Origin of the sequence: Streptococcus sp. 27098_8_113, from assembly GCF_041432545.1 — a bacterium.
Lineage (GTDB): Bacteria > Bacillota > Bacilli > Lactobacillales > Streptococcaceae > Streptococcus.
Window position 1 is genome coordinate 94,980 of the sequence record NZ_JAPVZU010000004.1, and the last position, 23,402, is coordinate 118,381.

Annotated in this window: 20 protein-coding genes and 2 tRNA genes; 21 read left to right on the forward strand and 1 reads right to left on the reverse strand. The window is 43.7% G+C overall.

The genetic code is table 11. The annotated features are described in order from the left end of the window. Positions 1-2: 2 nt before the first annotated feature. Together O3644_RS03905 and nt5e are read left to right on the forward strand one after the other, a co-directional pair. The gene (locus O3644_RS03905; RefSeq protein ID WP_148888027.1) at positions 3-1,271 is read left to right on the forward strand and encodes a dihydroorotase; all 1,269 of its coding nucleotides are present in this window, start codon (positions 3-5) and stop codon (positions 1,269-1,271) included. Between the two features lie 141 nt (positions 1,272-1,412). Then, on the forward strand, positions 1,413-3,671 hold the full coding sequence (gene nt5e, locus O3644_RS03910) for a cell surface ecto-5'-nucleotidase Nt5e (protein ID WP_371595108.1): 2,259 nt from the start codon (positions 1,413-1,415) through the stop codon (positions 3,669-3,671). A gap of 181 nt (positions 3,672-3,852) precedes the next feature. Here nt5e and plsY read toward each other — a convergent pair whose 3' ends face one another. Then, positions 3,853-4,497, reverse strand: a complete 645-nt coding sequence (plsY, locus tag O3644_RS03915) for a glycerol-3-phosphate 1-O-acyltransferase PlsY (protein ID WP_371595109.1) — start codon at positions 4,495-4,497, stop codon at positions 3,853-3,855. Positions 4,498-4,687: 190 nt separating this feature from the next. On the opposite strand from plsY, the gene parE reads away from it, so the two are divergent. From parE to lacG, 19 genes are all read left to right on the forward strand, one after another. Then, complete coding sequence (gene parE / locus O3644_RS03920) at positions 4,688-6,631, forward strand: DNA topoisomerase IV subunit B (protein WP_371595110.1); 1,944 nt, start codon at positions 4,688-4,690, stop codon at positions 6,629-6,631. Then, entirely contained in the window at positions 6,631-7,767 is a 1,137-nt protein-coding gene (locus O3644_RS03925) for a GNAT family N-acetyltransferase (RefSeq protein ID WP_371595111.1), read from the forward strand. Before parE ends, O3644_RS03925 begins: the two co-directional genes overlap by 1 nt. Before the next feature lie 391 nt (positions 7,768-8,158). Continuing rightward, positions 8,159-8,899, forward strand: a complete 741-nt coding sequence (locus tag O3644_RS03930; protein ID WP_371595112.1) for a DUF6261 family protein — start codon at positions 8,159-8,161, stop codon at positions 8,897-8,899. A gap of 63 nt (positions 8,900-8,962) precedes the next feature. Continuing rightward, a complete protein-coding gene (locus tag O3644_RS03935) occupies positions 8,963-9,337 on the forward strand; it encodes a GNAT family N-acetyltransferase (RefSeq protein ID WP_371595113.1) in 375 nt (124 codons plus the stop codon). A 13-nt stretch (positions 9,338-9,350) separates the two neighbouring features. Continuing rightward, positions 9,351-9,956 carry a protein adenylyltransferase Fic gene (fic, locus tag O3644_RS03940; RefSeq protein WP_371595114.1) on the forward strand — a complete coding sequence of 202 codons (606 nt, stop codon included), beginning with the start codon at positions 9,351-9,353 and terminating at the stop codon, positions 9,954-9,956. 71 nt (positions 9,957-10,027) lie between these two features. Then, entirely contained in the window at positions 10,028-10,861 is an 834-nt protein-coding gene (locus O3644_RS03945; protein WP_371595115.1) for an aminoglycoside 6-adenylyltransferase, read from the forward strand. After that, on the forward strand, positions 10,842-11,576 hold the full coding sequence (locus tag O3644_RS03950; protein WP_371595116.1) for a lysostaphin resistance A-like protein: 735 nt from the start codon (positions 10,842-10,844) through the stop codon (positions 11,574-11,576). The genes O3644_RS03945 and O3644_RS03950 overlap by 20 nt, the downstream gene beginning before the upstream one ends. Positions 11,577-11,628: 52 nt before the next feature. Continuing rightward, positions 11,629-14,079 carry a DNA topoisomerase IV subunit A gene (parC, locus tag O3644_RS03955; RefSeq protein WP_371595117.1) on the forward strand — a complete coding sequence of 817 codons (2,451 nt, stop codon included), beginning with the start codon at positions 11,629-11,631 and terminating at the stop codon, positions 14,077-14,079. A gap of 61 nt (positions 14,080-14,140) precedes the next feature. Next, complete coding sequence (locus tag O3644_RS03960; protein WP_371595118.1) at positions 14,141-15,244, forward strand: branched-chain amino acid aminotransferase; 1,104 nt, start codon at positions 14,141-14,143, stop codon at positions 15,242-15,244. A 93-nt stretch (positions 15,245-15,337) separates the two neighbouring features. Further along, positions 15,338-15,568, forward strand: a complete 231-nt coding sequence (locus O3644_RS03965; RefSeq protein ID WP_015604623.1) for a DUF2969 domain-containing protein — start codon at positions 15,338-15,340, stop codon at positions 15,566-15,568. 50 nt (positions 15,569-15,618) lie between these two features. Further along, positions 15,619-15,699 (forward strand) — tRNA-Tyr (locus O3644_RS03970). Positions 15,700-15,708: 9 nt separating this feature from the next. After that, a tRNA-Gln gene (locus O3644_RS03975) sits at positions 15,709-15,780 on the forward strand. A 162-nt stretch (positions 15,781-15,942) separates the two neighbouring features. Further along, positions 15,943-17,145 carry a 30S ribosomal protein S1 gene (gene rpsA / locus O3644_RS03980; RefSeq protein WP_015604624.1) on the forward strand — a complete coding sequence of 401 codons (1,203 nt, stop codon included), beginning with the start codon at positions 15,943-15,945 and terminating at the stop codon, positions 17,143-17,145. Between the two features lie 151 nt (positions 17,146-17,296). Beyond that, on the forward strand, positions 17,297-18,034 hold the full coding sequence (locus tag O3644_RS03985; protein WP_371595119.1) for a matrixin family metalloprotease: 738 nt from the start codon (positions 17,297-17,299) through the stop codon (positions 18,032-18,034). 4 nt (positions 18,035-18,038) lie between these two features. Then, on the forward strand, positions 18,039-18,404 hold the full coding sequence (locus O3644_RS03990; RefSeq protein WP_371595120.1) for a hypothetical protein: 366 nt from the start codon (positions 18,039-18,041) through the stop codon (positions 18,402-18,404). A 425-nt stretch (positions 18,405-18,829) separates the two neighbouring features. After that, positions 18,830-19,663 carry a PRD domain-containing protein gene (locus O3644_RS03995; RefSeq protein ID WP_371595121.1) on the forward strand — a complete coding sequence of 278 codons (834 nt, stop codon included), beginning with the start codon at positions 18,830-18,832 and terminating at the stop codon, positions 19,661-19,663. 24 nt (positions 19,664-19,687) lie between these two features. Beyond that, a complete protein-coding gene (gene lacF, locus O3644_RS04000) occupies positions 19,688-20,005 on the forward strand; it encodes a PTS lactose transporter subunit IIA (RefSeq protein WP_062006079.1) in 318 nt (105 codons plus the stop codon). Beyond that, positions 20,005-21,711 (forward strand): lactose-specific PTS transporter subunit EIIC, encoded by a 1,707-nt coding sequence (locus O3644_RS04005; protein WP_371595122.1) that lies wholly within the window; start codon positions 20,005-20,007, stop codon positions 21,709-21,711. Before lacF ends, O3644_RS04005 begins: the two co-directional genes overlap by 1 nt. Before the next feature lie 231 nt (positions 21,712-21,942). Then, positions 21,943-23,349, forward strand: coding sequence for a 6-phospho-beta-galactosidase (gene lacG, locus O3644_RS04010; protein ID WP_371595123.1), 1,407 nt, complete (start codon positions 21,943-21,945; stop codon positions 23,347-23,349). Positions 23,350-23,402: the final 53 nt, after the last annotated feature.

The window sequence follows — 23,402 nt, forward strand, 5'->3', positions numbered from 1 at the left end:
AAATGCTACTAATCAAGAATGGCCGTGTAATGGATCCTAAGTCTGGTCTGGATCAAGTGTGCGATGTGCTGGTGGAGGGCAAGAAAATTGTCAAAATCGGCCAAAATCTGGAAGCGGCCGATGCCCAAGTCCTAGATGCTAGTGGTTTGGTCGTTGCCCCCGGTCTGGTCGACATTCACGTTCACTTCCGGGAGCCGGGCCAGACTCATAAAGAAGACATTCACACAGGAGCCTTGGCAGCGGCAGCGGGCGGTTTTACAACGGTTGTTATGATGGCCAATACCAATCCGACCATCTCTACAGTTGAAACGCTGAAGGAAGTGTTGGAGTCGGCCAGTCGTGAAAATATCCATATCAAGTCGGTCGCAACGATCACAGAGAATTTTGATGGGCAGCATCTGACAGATTTTCAAGGTCTTTTGGCAGCTGGTGCAGTAGGTTTTTCTGATGACGGTATTCCGCTGATCAACGCTGGCATTGTCCGTCAAGCGCTCGTAGAAGCGCGTAAAAATAACACCTTTATCAGCTTGCACGAGGAAGACCCAAATCTCAACGGCATCCTCGGTTTCAATGAGCATATCGCCAAAGAGCATTTTCATATCTGCGGCGCGACAGGTGTGGCAGAATACAGTATGATTGCCCGCGATGTCATGATTGCTTATGATGCCAAGGCTCATGTGCATATCCAGCATTTGTCCAAGGCTGAGAGTGTAAAGGTAGTGGAATTCGCTCAGAAGCTAGGTGCTCAAGTCACCGCTGAAGCAGCACCTCAGCACTTCTCTAAGACAGAAGCTCTGCTATTGACCAAGGGCAGCAATGCTAAGATGAATCCGCCTCTGCGCTTAGAATCGGACCGTCTGGCCGTTATCGAAGGGCTCAAGTCTGGTGTCATTTCTGTCATTGCGACTGACCATGCTCCACATCATGCTGACGAGAAAAATGTTGAAGACATCACTAAAGCGCCTTCTGGCATGACTGGTCTTGAAACTTCGCTTTCTCTGGGACTGACCTACCTAGTTGAGGCTGGTCATCTGAGCTTGATGGAACTTTTGGAAAAAATGACAATCAATCCGGCTCAGTTGTATGGTTTTGATGCTGGTTTTCTAGCCGAAGAAGGCCCAGCTGACATTACTATTTTTGATCCTAAAGCTGACCGTCTGGTTTCCGACCATTTTGCCTCCAAGGCAGCCAATTCACCTTTTGTTGGCGAAGAGCTGAAAGGCCAAGTCAAATATACCATCTGCGATGGGGAAATCGTCTTCCAAGCCTAGCAGACATTCATATAAACTCAACGTTCCATGTTATTTTGGAACGTTTTTCGTATTAAGAAGAAAGATTCTTTGAAAGGGCATTCCCTTTTTACAATAAAAACAGTATAATAGTAGAAAAAACATAGACTGGAGCTTTTATTTATGAAAAAGAAGCATCTTATTTTACCTGTTTTGTCTACGGTTCTGTTGGCACCTGCCTTTTTGGACCATCAAGTTGCTGCGGATGAGGTTCAGCCAGCAACTGCTGTGGCAAATGTGAACGAACCAGCTCAAAAACCGGCTGAAACGGATTTGGCACAAGCAGGTGGAGTTTCTGCCGATGAAGCTAGCGTCAATGCGGCCATCGCAGCTAATGCTCAAGATGTATCAGGAGCGTCTGACGCAAGCTTGCCTGAAGCTACCATTCTTCATACAAACGATGTGCACGGTCGTATCGTCGAAGAAAAAGGTGTTATCGGAGATGCCAAACTTGCAACGGTTATCAAGGAAGAACGTGCGAAAAATCCTCAAACGCTAGTCGTAGATGCAGGAGATGCTTTCCAAGGCCTACCAATTTCTAATAGCTCCAAAGGGGAAGAACGCGCGAAGATCCTCAATGAAATCGGCTATGATGCTATGGCGGTCGGAAACCATGAATTTGACTTTGGTTTGGATGAGGCTAAAAAATATAAAGAAATCCTTAATTTCCCACTTCTCAGTGCTAATACTTATGCCAACAATGCCCGTGTGTTCCAAGCATCAACTATTGTGGACAAGGATAAAAATGTAGAAGGTGATGAATTTGTCGTGATCGGGGTCACCACTCCTGAGACAGCCACAAAAACTCACCCCAAAAATATTCAAGGTGTGACTTTCGCGGATCCAATCACAGAGGTTAATCGGGTGATTGACGAAGTTGAAGCGCGTGCAGCAGCTGAAGGCAAGACTTATAAAAACTATGTCGTTCTGGCTCACTTGGGTGTGGATACTACGACACCGGTTGAATGGCGCGGTTCTACCTTGGCTGAAGCTCTTTCTAAAAATGCTAAGCTGAAGGGCAAGCGCGTTACAGTGATTGATGGCCATTCTCACACAGTAGAGTCCACTACTTACGGTGAAAATGTGACCTACAATCAGACTGGTAGCTATTTGCACAATATCGGTAAAGTTACTTTCAAGGCCAACCAACTTCTGGGTGATCCTCAGCAAATCCCAGCTGCAACAGCTAAAAAAGCTAGTCCAGATCCAGTTGTAGCAGAGATGGTCAAGAAGATCAAGGAAAAATACGATGCAGAAAATGCCAAGGTAATTGTTGCCAAGAGTCCTGTGGAGCTTAACGGGGACCGTGAAAATGTCCGCGTTCGAGAAACCAATCTGGGAAATGTGGTAGCAGATGCCCTTTACAAATACGGCCAAACAGGCTTTGCCAACAAAACAGACTTGGCTGTGACCAACGGTGGCGGCCTACGGGAAACCATTGCCAAAGACAAGCCCATCACAAAGGGAAGTGTCATCGCTGTATTGCCTTTTGGAAATACCATTTCTCAAATCAAGGTAACAGGTCAGAATATCGCAGACATGTTTGCCAAATCTTTGGGCTCAATCCTGCAAGAAAAAGATGGAAAACCTGTCTTGGATGAAAACGGCCAACCATTGCTAGAGCCAAGCGGCGGTTTCTTGCAAGTTTCTGGTGCTAAAGTTTACTATGACACAACTCTGCCAGCAGAGAAACGGATCCTTCGCATTGAAATCAAAAATAAAGAAACAGGTGCTTATGAAGCCCTTGACTTGGCTAAAACCTATTACCTGACAACCAATGATTTCCTAGCAGCTGGTGGTGATGGTTATACCATGCTAGGTGGTGCGCGTGAGGAAGGGCCATCTATGGACGTGGCCTTTGCAGAATATCTGGAAAGTGCAGATTTGACAGCTTATGCAGCAATCAATCCAAATTCTCGCACGATTTCTATGTCTGCTAGCAAGGATACAGATGGAGATGGTTACACAGATATCGAGGAAATTCAGCAGGGCACTGATCCAAAAGATGCCGCTTCTAAGCCTGGACAAAGCAATCCAGCAAACCCAACCAATCCGACTAACCCAGCAAATCCTACCAACCCAACTAATCCAACAGTTCCAACAAGACCAAGCAATCCAGTGGTTCCGAGCCAGCCTAATCATCCGGTTGTGCCTGAGACAAAACCACAAGAACAACCTTCTGTTGAGAAGCCAAATACAGCTCAGCCAGCAGCAAATAAGGCGACTTATCAAGCTCCAGCACAGGTTCGTCCGACAGAAGTAGCAAGCAAACAAGGCACTCTCCCGAAAACAGGAAGCAAGAATCCTTTCCTTCTTTCTATGTTTGGCTTGGTATTCGGAATGCTGGGTGCAGCAGGTCTGAAAAAAACTCAAAAAGATTAAAAAAATGAGGCTGGGACAAAAGTCCTAGCCTCTCAATTGTTTTTTTGGATTGTCGAGCAAGACGCAGTGGTTGAGTGGGCTATACTACGCTGATTTCATCAGCATTTACAGTCCTACTCAACTGTGCGGAGGTGGGACGACGAAATCGAATTCTAACGAATTACCGATTTCTGTCCCACTCTCATTTTTTTGGATTTTGCTTGGTCAGGTTGATGCCCCAAGGGATTAGGTTTTCAGTTTTATTTCGGATCCGCTGGATATTGTCGCGATGACGAAGGATGATAATAGCTGCTAAGAGAATGATAATCAGGGTAAAGAGGAAATCATAGCTAGGTAGGATAAAGCCTAAAGCAGGAAAAATCAAGACAGACAGGATAGCCACGCTTGCAGAAATCACACTAGCGAGGGAAATCATACTTCCCAGATAGAGGGTTGTCACAAAGACCAATATCAGATAGACAAAGAAAGCGGGTGAGAAGCCCAGAACAACTCCTGCACTAGTCGCCACGGCTTTGCCGCCCTTGAAGCCAGCAAAGATTGGAAAGGTATGGCCAATCACGGCCAAGAGGCCAAAAATCAGTGGTGAAATCCCTTCAATATGCAGGAAAAGCGGCAGCAGGGTCGCTGCAGTTCCTTTGAGAAAGTCAATAGCAAAAGTAGCCGTCCCAGCCGTCTTTCCCAAAATACGGAAAGTATTGGTCGTTCCGGTATTGCCGCTGCCGTATTCTCTCAGGTTCTTTTTAAAGAAAATTTGCCCAATCCAAAGTCCAGTCGGAATAGAGCCAAGTAAGTATGCTAGTATTAATCCAATTATCGTGTTCATCATGATTTTATTATACCATTATTTCGCTTTCTTACAATAGAAAAGGATAGAATTTATAGCAGGAAATGTCTACTCGGATATTGGATTGTTCTTCGTGTGAAATCAGTCCTCATCAGCAGTTTTTTCAAAAAAATCTTTGCAATATTTGCCAAAAACTTGTAAGATAGAAAAGATGAATCATTAGGAGGTTCTTGTGGCAAAAAAGGAAATCAATATTAACAATTATAACGACGATGCCATTCAGGTATTAGAAGGGTTGGATGCAGTCCGCAAACGTCCTGGGATGTATATCGGTTCAACCGACGGAGCAGGACTCCACCATCTGGTCTGGGAGATTGTGGACAATGCTGTCGATGAAGCCCTATCAGGCTTCGGTGACCGGATCGATGTGACGATCAACAAGGACGGCAGTTTGACCGTCGCAGACCACGGACGCGGGATGCCTGTCGGCAAGCACGCTATGGGTATTCCTACGGTTGAAGTCATCTTCACCGTTCTCCACGCCGGCGGTAAGTTCGGCCAAGGTGGTTATAAGACCTCGGGTGGACTCCACGGAGTAGGCTCCTCTGTTGTCAATGCCCTATCCAGCTGGCTGGAAGTGGAAATCACGCGGGATGGGACTGTTTATAAGCAGCGCTTTGAAAATGGCGGAAAACCAGTCACTACGCTCAAGAAAATCGGCACTGCACCTAAGTCCAAATCTGGGACCAAAGTGACCTTCATGCCGGACGATACGATTTTTTCAACGACGGACTTCAAGTACAATACTATTGCGGAGCGGCTCAAGGAATCAGCTTTCTTGCTCAAGAATGTCCGCCTGTCGCTGACTGATGCGCGGACTGGCGAAGAAGTAGAGTTCCACTATGAGAATGGGGTTGAAGACTTTGTCAGCTATCTCAATGAAGACAAGGAAACCCTGACTCCCGTCCTCTATTTCGAGGGCGAGGAGAGCGGCTTCCAAGTTCAGGTGGCCCTCCAGTACAACGACGGCTACGCCGATAATATCCTGTCCTTTGTCAATAACGTCCGCACCAAGGACGGCGGTACGCACGAGACGGGACTCAAGACGGCTATCACCAAGGCTATGAACGACTATGCCAGAAAGACCGGTCTGCTCAAGGAAAAGGACAAGAATCTGGAAGGCTCGGACTACCGCGAAGGGCTGGCTGCTGTTTTGTCCATCCTGGTCCCTGAGGAACATTTACAGTTTGAAGGCCAGACCAAGGACAAGCTGGGCAGCCCTTTGGCTCGTCCGGCCGTGGACTCTATCGTCTCTGACAAGCTGACTTTCTTCCTCTTGGAAAATGGCGAGTTAGCTTCTAATCTTATCCGCAAGGCTATCAAGGCCAGAGATGCTAGGGAAGCAGCCCGTAAGGCGCGTGACGAAAGCCGGAACGGCAAGAAGAATAAAAAAGACAAGGGCTTGCTCTCTGGGAAGCTGACCCCGGCCCAGTCTAAGAACCCAGCCAAGAACGAACTCTATCTGGTCGAGGGAGACTCTGCCGGTGGCTCTGCCAAGCAAGGCCGCGACCGTAAGTTCCAAGCCATCCTGCCCCTGCGCGGTAAGGTTATCAATACCGCCAAGGCTAAGATGGCTGACATTCTCAAAAACGAAGAAATCAACACCATGATTTACACGATTGGAGCGGGTGTTGGGACAGACTTCACCCTTGAGGATGCCAACTATGACAAGATCATCATCATGACTGATGCGGACACTGACGGTGCCCATATACAGACCTTGCTGCTGACCTTTTTCTATCGCTATATGCGACCGCTGGTCGAGGCTGGCCGTGTCTATATTGCCCTGCCGCCTCTCTACAAGATGTCCAAGGGCAAGGGCAAGAGCGAAGTCGTCGAGTATGCCTGGACCGATGGCGAGCTGGACGACCTGCGCCGTAAGTTTGGCAAGGGAGCCATGCTTCAGCGTTACAAGGGTCTCGGTGAAATGAACGCTGATCAGCTCTGGGAGACGACCATGAATCCCGATACCCGTACCCTCATTCGTGTCACCATCGAAGACCTGGCCCGTGCCGAACGCCGTGTCAATGTCCTCATGGGCGACAAGGTCGAACCACGCCGCAAGTGGATTGAGGATAACGTCAAGTTTACGCTTGAGGAGAGTGGGGTGTTTTAATGGGAAAGAAGATAGAAAGAATTACTGAAGATAAATACAAACAAAATAAAAGGGATATAGAGAATTTAACTAAATTAAAAATAACTGATTACTCGGAAGATTGGAAAATAAGATTAGAAAATATAAATCATAAAAAAATTTGGGTTTGTTTATTACTACTATTTAGTCTTTCTGCATTTATTATAACTGCTATTTGTTTTGAACCACCAATAAAGTTACTGGTTTTAAGTGATTATATTTTCTTTTTTTGGGCATTGTTTTTAATGTTATGTTTCATCAATTCTATAATTACATTGGGAGTTGTATCAATATCATTTTCTAGACTTTCAATAAAAAGATTAAAATATTTTACAGTTACATCTTCTCTAATTCCTTCTGTTATATATGGGTTGCTGTGGCTGTTAGATTCCAAATACCAAAACCGTGTTAATCTTATTGTTGGTATAGGAATTCTTCTATCTTCAATAATAATTTGGATTTATATTGTTTTTATCTTGAAAATACCAAAATATTTATATAAGGAAATTGATGATGGACTCTCTAAGATATTGGGTATAATATCTGCTGTGACATTTATTTTTGGTTGGAATACAAGCAATAAATTTCTTGCTTTTCTCTCAACTTTATTCTTTGCAGGAATAGTGGTAAGTACAATAACTCAACTATATATTCAAAAAGATGAAGTGAAAACTAGGTCTTTATTTTACGAAGAACTGTTAAAGAAGAAACCAGATTATGAACAGTTAAAACGGATCTACTTTTCAGGTGGTGAAGAATTTAAAGATAAGGTACTAAGTAATGAAAAAATGCTAAGAGTAGTGATAGAAAATGAAATAGAACTCCGCCCTGCTACTTCTTCTGATTCTGACATCAACAAACTATTCGCTTTTTATCAGGCAGAACAGCAGACGGATTTTACTAGAGGAAAAATAGAAAATATACTTGTAAATCCAAATTCGATTTGTCTATTGATGGAATACGAAGATAAGGTTATCGGCTTTGCTTATCAAATTACAGATGATGAGGGGGTGACTTCCAATCCCGAAATCATTGTTGCCGAAAGTTATCGCAACCAAGGTCTGGAACGTAGGTTGGAAGAAGAACTTCAGTCGCGTTACTCGGGGGGTACAGACTGAGTAGGTGGCGTAAGAAGATTTTTAAACCCCACCCCCTCATCGGAAAACCCGACAATCTATTTTAAGTGGCAGGGAGCTTGTCGGAATTTCCGACGACCTCCCTATCATTTGAGAAGTCTCTTCAGAAATTCCGATGAGCTGCCTAGCTGACAGGGAGAAGATCGGGAAATCCGACATAAACACTGCCAAGATGCTGGGACAAAAATCTTGAACATTGAAACCATGTTCGTAATAAGTGCGAGACACGGTAGCCTGTTAGGATTCTGCGTTCGCCTTTTCAGGCTCCGCACAACCCTAACAGGCATCGCGGGGGGTGGGACAACGAACTATTCCTTTAAAGGAATGAGTTCTGTCCCACTCCCACAATTTAATAAAATTTTAGGAGAAAAAAATGAAATACAAGATTACAAGTTTAGATATGACCAGATTGGAAGGACAAAGTTTCTTTCAACTGCTTAGCGATAGCCTTGAGGCTGTTAATGCTTTTACGAAAGCGAATAAGACCGAGTTAGTCTATATCAGCAAGGCTTCCGTCATGGAGCCTTTGTTGGAACAATTCCAAGCAAGTCTTCATAACGTTCGTGCAGGAAAATTCACAGAAAACTTAGAGAAAGCAGACCGTGAGCGTGACGATGCTTTAGTGACTTTGCTCTCATTTGTCAAAGCCTTTTCCCGTGTGAAAGTTCCAGCTATCCAGACTGCTTATGAAGAATTAAACCCGCTTTTCAAACAATGCAAAGGCATTACCACAACCAGCTATGAAAAAGAAACGGAAAGCATTAACCACCTCTTGAAACAGTTGGCACAAAGCAACTATCAACCCTCCATACAAGCGCTGAATTTGACGGAATATATCGAAAGCCTAAAAGCTGCCCAAGCAAAATTTGAGAAGGTCTACAAGGAGCGCTTGGCTGAGCAAGCTGAGAAATCACCTAGCCAAGCAAAGGCTTTGCGTCTTGAATTGACAGAAATGTACGAGTTTCTGGTTGATTTCACGGCAATCAATGCCTATGCCTACCCAGACAAAGCCTACTTTGCTAGCCTGCGCGACCACCTCAACATCATCCGCAGCCGCTATAAAAAACGCAAACCAACTAAGAAGGTAAAAGAAGAAGTGGCGGAGAGCAACTAGAATATAACTAAATTTGAGTTGAAAAATTGTTAGTGGTCGCATCGGATTTGAAAGGATTAGAAAATGATAATCAGACCTGCAAGCACAAAAGATTTTCAAGCTATTTATTCCCTTTATCAAAATGAAAAATGGATGTCTTTTACAGAGGAAAAAGTGACATCACTATTTTCAACAAATCTGTCCCATTACGTGGTAGTTGAAGAGAACCAGAAAATCCTTGGTTTTGCCCGCTACTTGACAGATGAAGTCATGACGACCTTTTTAGCTGAGATTATCATTGATAAATCCTATCGCGGAAAAGGATTGGGACGGGGATTGATCGCTGAAATTCATCAAAAACATCCTTTGACACGGATTGAACTCATATCTGAAGTAGATGGATTTTATCAGACAGTAGGTTTTAAACCTGTTGGTACAGGATTTAGAAAATCTGAATGAGAGGAGCAAGCCAATGACGCTTGACAATAAACTGGGGCTGACAGATTCGCTTGAACTAGCCAAGATGGAAGAAAAAATCAGTAAGACCCGAGCGAAAGAGCTTTTTGAAGAGCAGCTTCTGGACGATAAAGCAGCTGGCTCCTATGCCACTCTGGCCTTTATTCATGGCTTCTTGTTTGAAGAACTATATGACTTCGCTGGCCAGATTCGGACAGTCAATCTCGCCAAAGGGAATTTTCGCTTTGCTCCTGTCATGTATTTGGCAGCTTCCTTGGAAAATATCGACCGCATGCCTCAGCAGACCTTTGATCAGATTGTTGAAAAGTATGTGGAGCTAAATATCGCCCACCCTTTCCGTGAGGGGAATGGCAGAAGCATGCGGCTTTGGCTGGACCACCTACTCAAGGCTGAACTGGGGCAAGTCGTGGACTGGTCTCAAGTGGACAAGGAAGATTACCTCCTAGCTATGGAGCGCAGCCCCATTCGAGATACAGAAATCAACCACGTCCTCAAGCAAGCCCTCACAAAGGACATTCATAACCGCAACCTCTACATGAAGGGCGTAGACCATAGTTACTACTATGAAGGCTATAGTCTATATAAGGCTGAGGAGTTGTGAGATAAGCCAGTCCCCTTTATAGACATGTCTTCTACAGAATCAAGAGTTCAACTAAAAAGGCAGGTATTCCCATGAGAACTGAAACCGAGATGTTTGATGTGATTTTGCAAACCGCAAAAGTGCTGCAAGTCAACGCTGTCACCATGTCCGGCTCGCGGACAAATCAAAAGGCCCCCAAGGACGAGTTCCAAGACTATGATGTGGTCTACATCGTGGAAGATTTGGATGGTCTGACAGCTGACCTTGCTTGGTTGGACCAGTTTGGCAAGCGCATGATTGAGCAGCATAACGTACTTGACCATCGCCGCCTCTTTCTCATGCTCTTTGAAGATGGCAATCGGATAGATTTGACCCTTTGTTCCAAGGAGTACATCAAAGAATGGGTGGATAGCGAAGCAGATTTCACGGTGCTGGATGACCCGCAGGGGCTGTTTGCTCCTTATGCACCGACACCCAAGCGCTATTGGACCGCACCGGCCAGTGCGACTGACTTTGACAAATCCTGCAATGAATTTTGGTGGGTCTCAGCTTATGTAGTCAAGGGCATTCGTCGAAATCACCTTGTCTATGCGACGGATCATCTCTACGGAATTTGTCAACAAGAACTCTTGAAGGTCTTGGCTTGGCGAGTTGCAGCAGATAAGGGGACGATTGATATTGGCAAGAACTATAAATATCTCTTTAACTATTTACCTGCTGAGAAAGAGAAAGAATTCTCAAATCTGCTTGATTTCTCAAGTTTAGATAAAATCACTCAGTCTTTATATGCTATCATGGAACTTTTCCACCAAGAGGCTCAAATCCTTGCCCAAAAGATGGGATTTGACTACGATAAAGAAGTAGCTGAGAAGATGATTAAGTATGCTAAGGAAAGACTAGAAACAAATGAAATATTTACAAAATAATAAGATAGCTAAATTTTTACTGATTAGTTTTCTCATTTCTTGGGGGCTTGGTTGGGGATTGCTCGCTTTTCTGACGCAAATGAGCCTCTTAAGTCTAACAAGTCCACTAGGAGTTTTTCTCCATTTACTAGGAGGTTTCGGTCCAACCATTGCAGCTATTTCTTGTTTGCCTCAAAAATCCATTAAAAGCATAGTCTCTTTTATCTTAGGGGACTCAAAGAAATATATTTTGTTATTTCTTTTACTAATTTTCGTGCAGACAGGTGTCATTGCTTTCTCATCTAAGGAGCTTAATCCGGCTTTTCCACTAGGAAATTTGTTTGTTGTTTTTTTGAGTGCAGTCTGTGTTTATGGTGGCGAAGAAGAATTGGGATGGCGAGGCATCTTGCAACCAACTTTGGAAACTAGATTCTCCTTTTGGATTTCCGGTTTGATAACAGGTTGTATTTGGGCAATATGGCATGTACCTTTATGGTTTGTGATTGGAAGTTCCCAAAGTAGGATGCCTTTCATATTATTCAGTCTATTTGCAATTTATCTCAGTATTCTTCTAGCAGCTGTTTTCAAAAAGACTAAGTCGATCCTTTATTGCGCCATTTTTCACGGCCTAATTAATACCCTACTTAGCTTATTTGTTATTAAAATTAATCTTTTATTCATTCTAGGATTAGTAGGATTGCTCTTCTTTTCTCACTACCTACAAAGAAACAGTTAAATTTATAAAATATAGATTTACTTTACAATAAAACACTAAAAAGAGAATTATTATGTCTAACATTCAAAACATGTCCCTTGAGGACATCATGGGAGAGCGCTTTGGTCGCTACTCCAAATACATCATTCAGGAGCGGGCCTTGCCGGACATTCGCGATGGCTTGAAGCCTGTTCAGCGCCGTATTCTTTATTCCATGAACAAGGACGGCAACACCTTTGACAAGGGCTACCGCAAGTCAGCCAAGTCAGTCGGGAACATCATGGGGAATTTCCACCCCCACGGTGACAGCTCCATCTACGATGCCATGGTCCGCATGTCTCAGGACTGGAAAAACCGCGAGATTCTTGTTGAGATGCACGGGAACAATGGTTCCATGGACGGTGATCCACCGGCGGCTATGCGTTATACTGAGGCGCGGCTGTCTGAGATGGCTGGCTATCTTTTGCAGGATATCGAGAAAGATACTGTTCCTTTTGCTTGGAACTTTGACGATACTGAGAAGGAGCCGACTGTTCTGCCGGCAGCCTTTCCTAACCTCTTGGTCAATGGAGCAACTGGGATTTCTGCTGGTTATGCGACGGATATTCCACCTCATAATCTAGCCGAAGTCATTGACGCGGTTATCTATATGATTGACCATCCGTCTGCCAAGGTGGACAAACTCATGGAGTTTCTGCCTGGTCCTGACTTCCCGACAGGAGCTATTGTCCAAGGCCGTGATGAGATTAAGAAAGCCTATGAGACTGGTAAAGGTCGCGTCGTGGTACGCTCTAGAACTGAGATTGAAAAGCTGAAGGGTGGTAAAGAGCAAATCGTCATCACCGAGATTCCTTACGAGATTAATAAAGCGGTCTTGGTCAAGAAGATCGACGATGTGCGGGTCAATAATAAGGTGGCTGGCATTGCGGAGGTGCGGGACGAATCGGATCGTGACGGTCTTCGTATTGCCATTGAGCTTAAGAAAGATGCCAATACCGAGCTGATTCTCAACTATCTCTTCAAGTACACTGATTTGCAAGTTAATTACAACTTCAACATGGTGGCGATTGACAATTTCACGCCTCGTTTGGTGGGAATTGTACCCATCTTGACCAGTTATATTGCCCACCGCAAGGAGATTATTCTAGCTCGCAGCCGCTTTGACAAGGCTAAGGCTGAAAAACGACTTCATATCGTGGAAGGACTGATTCGGGTTATTTCCATCTTGGACGAGGTGATTGCCCTGATTCGTGCTTCAGAAAACAAAGCAGACGCCAAGGAAAATCTTAAAGTCAGCTATGATTTCACTGAGGAGCAGGCTGAGGCTATCGTCACTCTCCAACTCTACCGTTTGACCAATACAGACGTAGTGGTTCTGGAAGAGGAAGAAGCAGAGCTGCGCGAGAAGATTGCCACGCTAGCAGCTATTATCGGCGATGAGCGTACCATGTATAACCTCATGAAACGGGAACTTCGCGATGTCAAGAAGAAGTTTGGCAATCCGCGTCTCAGTGAGTTGCAGGATACGGCAAACGCCATTGAGATTGATACAGCTAGTCTGATTGTGGAGGAAGAGACCTATGTCAGCGTGACTCGTTCTGGATACATCAAGCGGACTAGTCCGCGTTCTTTCTCCGCTTCGACCATAGAGGAGATAGGCAAGCGTGATGATGACCGACTGATTTTCGTAAGTCCAGCCAAGACGACTCAGCACTTGCTGATCTTTACGAGTCTTGGAAATGTTATTTACCGGCCTGTTCATGAGCTATCAGATATCCGCTGGAAAGAAATCGGAGAACACCTCAGCCAGACTATCAGTAACTTCGATACCAAGGAAGAGGTTATCTATACAGAATTGCTGGACAGCTTTGAGGAAGGCACTTACTTTGCAGCGACCAAGCTGGGCCAAATCAAGCGTGTAGAGCGCAAGGAGTTCAGTCCTTGGCGGACCTACAAGTCTAAGTCGCTCAAGTTTGCCAAGCTGAAAAATGAAGAAGATCAGGTCATTGCTCTGGCGCCTATTAAGTTGGATGATGTAATGCTCGTGACCAAGAATGGCTATGCCCTTCGCTTCAATATTGAGGAAGTTCCTGTCATCGGAGCTAAGGCGGCAGGGGTTAAAGCTATTAACCTCAAGAAGGACGATGTCTTAGTAGCGGCCTTTATCGCCAACACAGACTCACTTTACATCCTGACTCAGCGTGGTTCGCTCAAGCGTATGGCAGTCGCAGACATTCCTGTTACTAGTCGGGCAAATCGCGGTCTTCAAGTTCTGAGAGATCTTAAGACCAAGCCACATCGTGTCTTTGCAGCTGGACCAGTCTTTGGCGAAGCAGTGGACTTTGATCTCTTCACAACAGAAGCAGAAGCCAGTGAGGAGCAGATTTTGCAGGTACTTTCTAATAAAGGAACGGCCTATGAAATCAATCTAGCTGATCTTAGCCTGTCTGAGCGCACCAGCAACGGCAGCTTCATTTCTGATACCATTTCAGACGAAGAAGTCTTCTCAGCTTATATCAAGTAATCACCAAGCCAGTTCACATGAACTGGTTTTTAAAAAATAAATTTTCAGAAAATTGAAAATAATGATTGAATTTTTCAGAAAAAGGTGTACAATAGGGAGTATATATAAATTGAAAGATAAGGAAAAGAGGAAAAAGACTATGACAGTAAATCTTGATTGGGAAAATCTTGGCTTTTCATATATGAAATTACCCTATCGCTATATCGCTTATTATCGGAATGGTCAGTGGGAGGAAGGACAGCTGACAGAAGATGCGACCCTGCATATTTCTGAGTCTTCACCAAGTCTTCACTATGGTCAGCAGGCTTTTGAAGGTCTAAAGGCCTATCGGACTAAGGACGGCAGTGTCCAGCTTTTCCGTCCAGATGAGAATGCTAAACGCCTGCAACGCACATGCGATCGTCTCTTGATGCCACAAGTTTCAACTGAAATGTTTGTGGAAGCGTGTAAGGCTGTTGTCCGCGCAAATGAAGAATATGTACCGCCATATGGAACAGGGGGAACTCTCTACCTTCGTCCCCTATTGATTGGTGTTGGGGATATAATCGGAGTAAAGCCAGCAGAGGAGTATATTTTTACGATTTTTGCTATGCCAGTTGGAAACTACTTCAAGGGTGGTTTGGTTCCAACCAACTTCTTGATCCAAGATGAATATGACCGTGCAGCTCCACATGGTACGGGTGCGGCCAAGGTAGGTGGTAACTACGCAGCTAGTCTTCTACCAGGTAAGATGGCTAAGTCTCGCAACTTTTCTGACGTTATCTACCTAGATCCGTCAACTCATACCAAAATTGAAGAAGTCGGATCAGCCAATTTCTTTGGAATCACCAAGGACAATGAATTTGTGACTCCGCTGAGCCCGTCCATTCTGCCGTCCATTACCAAATATTCCCTGCTTTACTTGGCAGAACACCGCTTAGGGTTGACGCCAATTGAAGGCGACGTTCCAATTGACAACTTAGATCGCTTTGTCGAAGCAGGAGCTTGTGGTACGGCAGCAGTTATCTCACCAATTGGAGGTATCCAGCATGGCGATGATTTCCATGTGTTCTATAGCGAGACAGAAGTCGGCCCAGTGACCCGCAGACTCTACGATGAGCTGACTGGTATCCAATTTGGTGATGTGGAAGCCCCAGAAGGTTGGATTGTAAAAGTAGATGAATAACTTAAAGAGCCTTTTGAGGCTCTTTTTATTGAGGAAATCACTTGCCAGCTTTGCTATTTTTGTGTAAAATAGAAACTTGAAAGAGGTAGAAGAATGAGTAAAAAAGATAAAAAAATTGAGATTCAGATTGCGGATAGTAAGGTGAAGCTTGGCGCTGATCAATTTGATGGCTACACCCTTTCTATTGGGAAAAAGGTTATTGGGGAGATTGCCGAGTTTGACGGCCAATTTGCTATTGTCAAGAATGGAAATGTTGAAAGTTTATATAAAAAGCTTGAAAAAGCGGTGGAAACTTTGATTGAAACCTACAATTTAGGAAAATAAGGGCTTGCGCTTTTATTAGATTAATGATATAATTGATATCGTTGATTGTCGGAGAGATAGCGAAGAGGCTAAACGCGGCGGACTGTAAATCCGCTCCTTCGGGTTCGGGGGTTCGAATCCCTCTCTCTCCATTTCATCATTGGGGTATAGCCAAGCGGTAAGGCAAGGGACTTTGACTCCCTCATGCGTTGGTTCGAATCCAGCTACCCCAGTTCTTAGGTAATATATCAGATAAAGGATAAAATATCATCGGATATTTTATTTCTTTATAAGATGGAAAACGGTAAAGATAAATCAATGTCGTTTGCGGGTGCTTAGGAAAATAATTATAAGTATGTCAAGTAGTATACTTGATTGTTGGAGGATTTTTTTAGATGAATGAATTTGAAGATTTGCTAAACAGTGTTAGCCAAGTCGAGCCAGGTGATGTCGTTACTGCTGAAGTATTGACAGTGGATGCTAACCAAGCTAATGTTGCCATTGCTGGTACTGGTGTTGAAGGGGTTTTGACTCTGCGTGAATTGACAAATGATCGTGATGCTGATATCAATGACTTTGTAAAACCAGGTGACACACTTGAATTGCTTGTTCTTCGTCAAGTAGTAGGTAAAGATACAGATACAGTTACTTACCTAGTATCTAAAAAACGTTTAGAAGCTCGCAAAGCATGGGACAAATTGGTTGGTCGTGAAGAAGAAGTTGTTACTGTTAAGGGCACTCGTGCTGTTAAAGGTGGACTTTCTGTTGAATTTGAAGGACTTCGTGGATTTATTCCAGCTTCAATGCTCGATACTCGTTTCGTTCGCAACACTGAACGTTTTGTAGGTCAAGAATTTGATGCTAAGATCAAAGAAGTAGATCCAAAAGAAAACCGCTTCATCCTTTCACGTCGTGAAGTTGTAGAAGCAGAAGCTGCAGCAGCGCGTGCAGAAGTATTTGGTAAATTGAATGTTGGTGATGTTGTGACTGGTAAAGTTGCTCGCATCACAAGCTTCGGTGCTTTCATTGACCTTGGTGGTGTTGATGGTTTGGTTCACTTAACTGAACTTTCTCATGAGCGCAACGTTTCACCAAAATCTGTTGTTTCAGTTGGTGACGAAATCGAAGTGAAAGTTCTTGATTTGAACGAAGAAGAAGGCCGCGTGTCACTTTCACTTAAAGCTACAACTCCTGGACCATGGGATGGTGTTGAACAAAAACTTGCTGCTGGCGATGTAGTTGAAGGTACAGTAAAACGTTTGACTGACTTCGGTGCTTTCGTTGAAGTATTGCCAGGTATCGACGGACTTGTTCACATCTCACAAATTTCACACAAACGTGTTGAAAATCCAAAAGATGCTCTTAAAGTTGGTCAAGAAGTAACTGTTAAAGTTCTTGAAGTGAATGCTGCTGCTGAGCGTGTATCACTTTCTATCAAGGCTCTTGAAGAGCGTCCAGCTCAAGAAGAAGGCCAAAAAGAAGAAAAACGTCAATCTCGTCCGCGTCGTCCACGTCGTCAAGAAAAACGTGACTTCGAGCTTCCAGAAACTCAAACTGGATTCTCAATGGCTGATCTTTTCGGTGATATTGAATTGTAATTTATTTAAAAAGAGGCTGAGTTTCTCAGCTTCTTTTTTGGTATTTTCAAGTGGGAGTTTGCATCCGAGTCATTTATTGCGATACTTGCTCTTTATGCATATTCAGTTTTATTTAAGCGAAAGATGCTAGACTAAATCTCTCGTGCATTCTATGAGAAAGGAGCCTACCGTGAAGTTTATTTTCAATTCTATTAGATTTATAGTTCGCTTTTTTTGGCGGCTCATCTGGGGGCTTATTTGGTCTGTGGCACTCAGTTTCCTTGTTCTTGTAGGTGTATTTTATTTTACTACTTCGACAGAGACGGGGGCAGAGGGATTATCGCAGGCTCTTCGAACTACTGTTACTCAAGTGGATCAATTCTTAACGCATCAAGGACTTTCCACTGGTCTTCAGACTAGTGAGGAAATTCAGTCCCATCAGCTGACAGATGAGCATGCAACAACAGGGGCTCGTTGGGATCAGCCAAGCGCCACAATTTATATCGATACAAATAATGAAACCTTCCGTTCAGCCTATCAGGAGGCCATTGATTCTTGGAATCAGACAGGTGCCTTCACCTTTCAAATCATCAATGACAAAGACAAGGCGGATATTGTTGCGACGGAGATGAATGACGGCAATGTCAGTGCAGCTGGTGAGGCTGAGTCGCAGACCAATCTCCTCACCAAACGATTTACTCATGTGACTGTTCGTCTTAATAGTTACTACTTGCTGGACAGACGCTATGGTTACTCTCATGAGCGGATTGTCAATACAGCAGCTCACGAATTGGGCCATGCTATCGGATTAGACCATAATGAGGAGGAATCAGTGATGCAGTCGGCAGGCTCATTTTATAGCATTCAGCCGATAGATATCCAGGCTGTAAAAGACTTGTATCAATCATAAAGGTATGCTAAAATCGATTTTTAATATTATTAGACGCTTCCCAGAGCAAGTTTTTCTCTTTCTTTTTAACTCAGGCATTTTTGCTTGGCTGTGGAAAAGCGGCAGCGATATTGCTAACCAGCTAGGCATGACTGCAGCTTGGGAAACTCATGTTCCCGCTCCGATTCAGGCCTTCTTTGGCGAGAATGTGGAGACAGTTCAAGGATTTTTCCAGCATTCAGCCATTATGTGGTTGATTGGTTCCATGATTATTCTATGGATTGTTCGTTTTGTCAAGGGGATGATAAAGCTGAGTCTCTTTGTTTTGATTATTCTGCTGGGTATTTACTTGGTTATGCAAAATCAAGAAGTTTTAGCTAGTTTTCTGTAAACTACAAGCAATTTATAGAAGAAAAAACTTTTGACATGAAGAGACTTACTCGAGAGGGAGTAAGTCTTTCATAGCGAGTTCAGCGCATGCTTTCCAAGAAGTTTGTAGAAGGTCTTGTACTCTCTGACATTTATTGCACATATATATTAAGGTGATGAGTTTTCGTGTGGACAAGCTTGCAACAGTGCTAAATCTTTAGTAAAAAAGTGGAATTCTAAAAAATAATAAAAAAAAACAAAAGAAAGGGTTTACATTCACGTTTTGATGTGCTATAATAAAACCATAGATTGAATAGGGTGAGCGTTACTAAGTTGGATTAGGCGTGACCGCAAATGAATTGGAAGAAGCAAGTGCTCTTGTATTTTCCGTTTATTTGCGGTCATTTTTATTTCACGAAGGCTCAAGAAAATGATGAGGAGGGAACTATGTATCGAATTATACTGCCTATGAACAACAATGTTGCTCTAGCCAAACATGAAAATGGTGAAGAGGTTGTTCTGATTGGTAGTGGGATAGCATTCAATAAGAAAAAGGGTGATCCTGTTCTGGAAAGTAAGATTGAGAAAGTCTTTCGTATGAGAACGGAAGAGTCCAAGGAAAACTTTGTGACCTTGCTCAAAGATGTGCCACTGGACTTTATCACAGTGACCTATGATGTGATTGACACGCTTTCCAAGAAATACCATTACCCAGTCCAGGAGTATATCTATGTCACACTGACGGACCATATCTACTGTTCTTATCAAGCACTTCATCAGGGGCGGTACAAGGAGAGTGACCTGCCAGATGCTTCAGGTAAATATCCCACTCCTTATCAAATCGCGCAAGAAGCAGTGGCTATTTATCGGGAACGACTCTTAGAAGCTTTTCCAGAGGATGAAATAAATAGAATTGCTTATCACTTTATCAATGCAGAAGGGGTCTCCAATCCAGCAGGTCAGGGTTATTTGGATCAGCGGAAGGAAATTCTAGCTGCTGTAGAAGAAGAGCTAAGAAAACAGGGAATAAAAAGAACATCGGATAATAGCAACTTCTATGATCGGTTTATGATTCATCTTAATTACTTCTTAGATTACTTAGACAGAAGCCGAGATGATAATGTTTCACTGTTAGAAATGGAAAGTCAGATTAAACTGACCTATCCCAAAGCTTATCAAATCGGAAGTAGGCTATATGAGATTATTGCCCAGAAAACTGGAATAGACTTGTATCATAGTGAGCGAGTTTATCTGGTCTTACATATTCAACGATTATTATAAGGAACATTAAAAGGAGGATCTATCATGAATAGAGAAGAAGTAACATTACTTGGTTTTGAAATCGTAGCCTACGCTGGTGACGCCCGCTCCAAGTTGCTGGAAGCATTAAATGCAGCGCAGGCTGGAGAATTTGCCCGCGCTGAAAGTTTGGTGGAAGAAGCAAATGCTTGTATTGTCGAAGCGCACCATGCTCAGACCAGCCTTTTGACCAAAGAAGCTGCTGGTGAGGACTTGGCTTATAGCGTGACGATGATGCACGGCCAAGACCACCTGATGACAACCTTGTTGCTCAAGGATTTGATGAAACACATGATTGAACTATACAAAAGAGGAGTGAAATAATGAACAAACTCATCGGACTTATTGAGAAAGGGAAGCCTTTCTTTGAGAAGATTTCTCGGAACATCTACCTCCGTGCTATTCGGGATGGCTTTATCGCTGGTATGCCAGTCATCCTCTTCTCATCTATCTTTATCTTGATTGCCTATGTGCCAAATGCTTGGGGCTTCCACTGGTCTAAGGAAATGGAAACTTTCTTAATGACCCCTTATAGCTATTCGATGGGGATTCTGGCTTTCTTTGTGGGTGGGACCACTGCAAAGGCTTTGACAGACTCTGTCAATCGCAGCCTGCCTGCGACAAACCAGATTAACTTCTTGTCTACTATGCTGGCTTCTATGGTCGGCTTCCTCCTCATGGCGGCTGAACCTGCCAAGGAAGGTGGCTTCCTGACTGCCTTCATGGGAACTAAAGGTCTTTTGACAGCTTTCATCGCAGCCTTTGTTACGGTTAATGTCTACAAGGTTTGTGTAAAAAATAATGTTACCATCCGCATGCCTGAAGAAGTTCCACCAAATATTTCGCAAGTGTTTAAAGACTTGATTCCATTTACTGTCTCAGTCGTTCTGCTCTACGGCTTGGAGTTGCTTGTTAAAGCAAGTTTGGGAGTAACGGTTGCAGAATCTATCGGAACGCTTCTAGCTCCGCTTTTCTCAGCGGCAGATGGCTATCTGGGAATCACGCTTATCTTTGGTGCTTATGCTTTCTTCTGGTTCGTGGGAATTCACGGTCCGTCTATCGTTGAGCCTGCCATTGCTGCTATTACTTATGCCAATATCGATGCCAACTTGGCTCTAGTTCAAGCTGGTCAACATGCGGATAAGGTCATTACTTCTGGTACTCAAATGTTCATCGTTACCATGGGTGGTACTGGTGCGACCTTGATTGTTCCTTTCCTCTTCATGTGGATCTGTAAGTCTGAGCGTAATCGTGCGATTGGACGGGCATCTGTTGTCCCAACTTTCTTTGGTGTTAATGAGCCCATTCTCTTTGGTGCTCCAATCGTACTGAATCCAATTTTCTTTATTCCATTTATCTTTGCACCTATCGCAAACGTATGGATTTTCAAATTCTTTGTTGATACCTTAAACATGAACTCCTTCTCAGCCAACCTTCCTTGGGTAACACCTGGACCTCTGGGAATTGTGCTGGGTACCAACTTCCAGCTTCTGTCCTTTGTTCTTGCAGCCCTTCTTGTCGTAGTAGATGTGATTATTTATTATCCATTTGTCAAGGTTTATGACGAACAAATCTTAGAAGAAGAACGTTCTGGCAAAGCCAACGATGCTCTTAAAGAAAAAGTAGCTGCTAACTTTAACACTGCTAAAGCGGACGCTATCCTTGAAAAAGCAGGAGTGGATGAAGAAGCTCCAGCTCAAAACAATATTAGCGAAGAAACCAATGTTCTGGTGCTCTGTGCGGGTGGTGGTACTAGTGGATTGCTGGCCAACGCTTTGAATAAAGCAGCAGCTGAATACAATGTTCCTGTCAAAGCAGCAGCGGGTGGCTACGGTGCTCACCGTGAAATGCTGCCTGAGTTTGACTTGGTTATCCTGGCCCCTCAAGTTGCTTCCAACTTTGAAGACATGAAGGCGGAAACTGATAAGTTGGGGATCAAGCTGGCTAAGACTGAAGGCGGCCAATACATCAAGCTAACCCGCGATGGCAAAGGAGCACTGGCCTTTGTTCAGGAGCAATTTAAGAACTAAATCTGTTTATTTGAGATGAAGCAAGTTGATAGAGTTTGGGACAAAAGTCCTAGCCTCTCAATTGTCTTTGGATTGTCTAGCAAGACGCAGTGGTTGAGTGGGCTCTACTACGCTGATTTCATCAGCTTTTATAGCCCTACTCAGCTGTGCGGAGGTGGGACGACGAAATCGAATTCTAACGAATTACCGATTTCTGTCCCACTCTCCAAATGCTATTGAAAGGAAAATAAGATGACAAAAAGCTTACCTAAAGATTTTATTTTTGGTGGTGCAACAGCGGCCTATCAAGCTGAGGGAGCAACCCACACAGATGGAAAAGGACCTGTTGCCTGGGATAAATACCTAGAGGATAACTACTGGTACACGGCGGAGCCTGCCAGTGACTTTTACCACAAATACCCAGTGGATCTGAAATTGGCTGAAGAATATGGTGTCAATGGGATTCGGATTTCCATCGCTTGGTCACGGATTTTCCCGACAGGCTATGGCGAGGTCAATCCAAAAGGTGTGGAATTTTATCATAATCTTTTCGCAGAATGCCACAAACGCCATGTAGAACCTTTTGTGACCCTTCACCACTTTGATACACCAGAGGCCCTTCATTCAAATGGCGATTTCCTCAATCGAGAAAATATTGAGTACTTTGTGGACTATGCGGCTTTCTGTTTTGAAGAATTTCCAGAAGTTCGCTATTGGACAACTTTCAATGAAATTGGTCCTATTGGTGATGGTCAGTACTTAGTAGGAAAATTCCCCCCAGGTATCCAGTATGACTTAGCCAAGGTTTTCCAATCTCATCACAACATGATGGTCTCCCATGCCCGTGCCGTTAAGCTTTATAAGGACAAGGGCTACAAGGGTGAAATTGGTGTCGTTCATGCACTTCCGACAAAATATCCTTACGATCCAGAAATTCCAGCAGATGTCAGAGCGGCAGAGTTGGAAGATATTATTCATAACAAGTTTATCTTAGATGCGACTTATCTGGGGCACTATTCTGATGTAACTCTGGCAGGAGTGAATCACATCCTTAAGGTTAATGGTGGCCAGCTGGATTTGCGAGATGAAGACTTTGCGGCTCTAGAAGCAGCTAAAGACCTCAATGACTTCCTTGGCATCAACTACTATATGAGTGACTGGATGCGCGACTTTGACGGTGAAACAGAAATTATCCATAACGGAAAAGGCGAAAAGGGAAGCTCTAAGTACCAGATTAAGGGAGTAGGGCGTAGAGAATCTCCAACCCATATACCAAAAACTGATTGGGATTGGATTATCTATCCGCAAGGTCTTTATGATCAAATCATGCGGATTAAGAAAGATTATCCAAACTACAAGAAGATTTATATCACAGAAAATGGTCTGGGTTATAAAGATGAATTTGTGGACAATACGGTTTACGACGATGCTCGCATTGATTACGTCAAGCAGCATCTGGAAGTTTTATCCGATGCGATTGCGGACGGGGCTAATGTCAAGGGCTACTTTATCTGGTCTCTGATGGATGTCTTTTCTTGGTCTAACGGTTATGAAAAACGCTACGGCTTATTCTACGTAGACTTTGAAACGCAGGAGCGCTATCCGAAGAAATCCGCTCACTGGTATAAGAAACTAGCTGAAACACAAATCATTGAATAAAAAATAAAGCCGTTAGAGTTGAGCTCTTTCGGCTTTTTTGGGCATGCTAATCC

Coding starts and splice junctions, on each gene's coding strand:
- nt5e (WP_371595108.1), top strand. CDS start 1,413: ATGAAAAAGAAGCATCTTATTTTACCTGTTTTGTCTACGGTTCTGTTG.
- O3644_RS03930 (WP_371595112.1), top strand. CDS start 8,159: ATGAAATACAAGATTACAAGTTTAGATATGACCAGATTGGAAGGACAA.
- lacF (WP_062006079.1), top strand. CDS start 19,688: ATGAATAGAGAAGAAGTAACATTACTTGGTTTTGAAATCGTAGCCTAC.
- O3644_RS03990 (WP_371595120.1), top strand. CDS start 18,039: ATGCTAAAATCGATTTTTAATATTATTAGACGCTTCCCAGAGCAAGTT.
- O3644_RS03960 (WP_371595118.1), top strand. CDS start 14,141: ATGATTGAATTTTTCAGAAAAAGGTGTACAATAGGGAGTATATATAAA.
- O3644_RS04005 (WP_371595122.1), top strand. CDS start 20,005: ATGAACAAACTCATCGGACTTATTGAGAAAGGGAAGCCTTTCTTTGAG.
- O3644_RS03935 (WP_371595113.1), top strand. CDS start 8,963: ATGATAATCAGACCTGCAAGCACAAAAGATTTTCAAGCTATTTATTCC.
- O3644_RS03995 (WP_371595121.1), top strand. CDS start 18,830: ATGTATCGAATTATACTGCCTATGAACAACAATGTTGCTCTAGCCAAA.
- plsY (WP_371595109.1), bottom strand. CDS start 4,497: ATGATGAACACGATAATTGGATTAATACTAGCATACTTACTTGGCTCT.
- O3644_RS03965 (WP_015604623.1), top strand. CDS start 15,338: ATGAGTAAAAAAGATAAAAAAATTGAGATTCAGATTGCGGATAGTAAG.
- O3644_RS03925 (WP_371595111.1), top strand. CDS start 6,631: ATGGGAAAGAAGATAGAAAGAATTACTGAAGATAAATACAAACAAAAT.
- O3644_RS03985 (WP_371595119.1), top strand. CDS start 17,297: ATGAGAAAGGAGCCTACCGTGAAGTTTATTTTCAATTCTATTAGATTT.
- O3644_RS03950 (WP_371595116.1), top strand. CDS start 10,842: ATGAAATATTTACAAAATAATAAGATAGCTAAATTTTTACTGATTAGT.
- O3644_RS03945 (WP_371595115.1), top strand. CDS start 10,028: ATGAGAACTGAAACCGAGATGTTTGATGTGATTTTGCAAACCGCAAAA.
- lacG (WP_371595123.1), top strand. CDS start 21,943: ATGACAAAAAGCTTACCTAAAGATTTTATTTTTGGTGGTGCAACAGCG.
- O3644_RS03905 (WP_148888027.1), top strand. CDS start 3: ATGCTACTAATCAAGAATGGCCGTGTAATGGATCCTAAGTCTGGTCTG.
- parC (WP_371595117.1), top strand. CDS start 11,629: ATGTCTAACATTCAAAACATGTCCCTTGAGGACATCATGGGAGAGCGC.
- rpsA (WP_015604624.1), top strand. CDS start 15,943: ATGAATGAATTTGAAGATTTGCTAAACAGTGTTAGCCAAGTCGAGCCA.
- fic (WP_371595114.1), top strand. CDS start 9,351: ATGACGCTTGACAATAAACTGGGGCTGACAGATTCGCTTGAACTAGCC.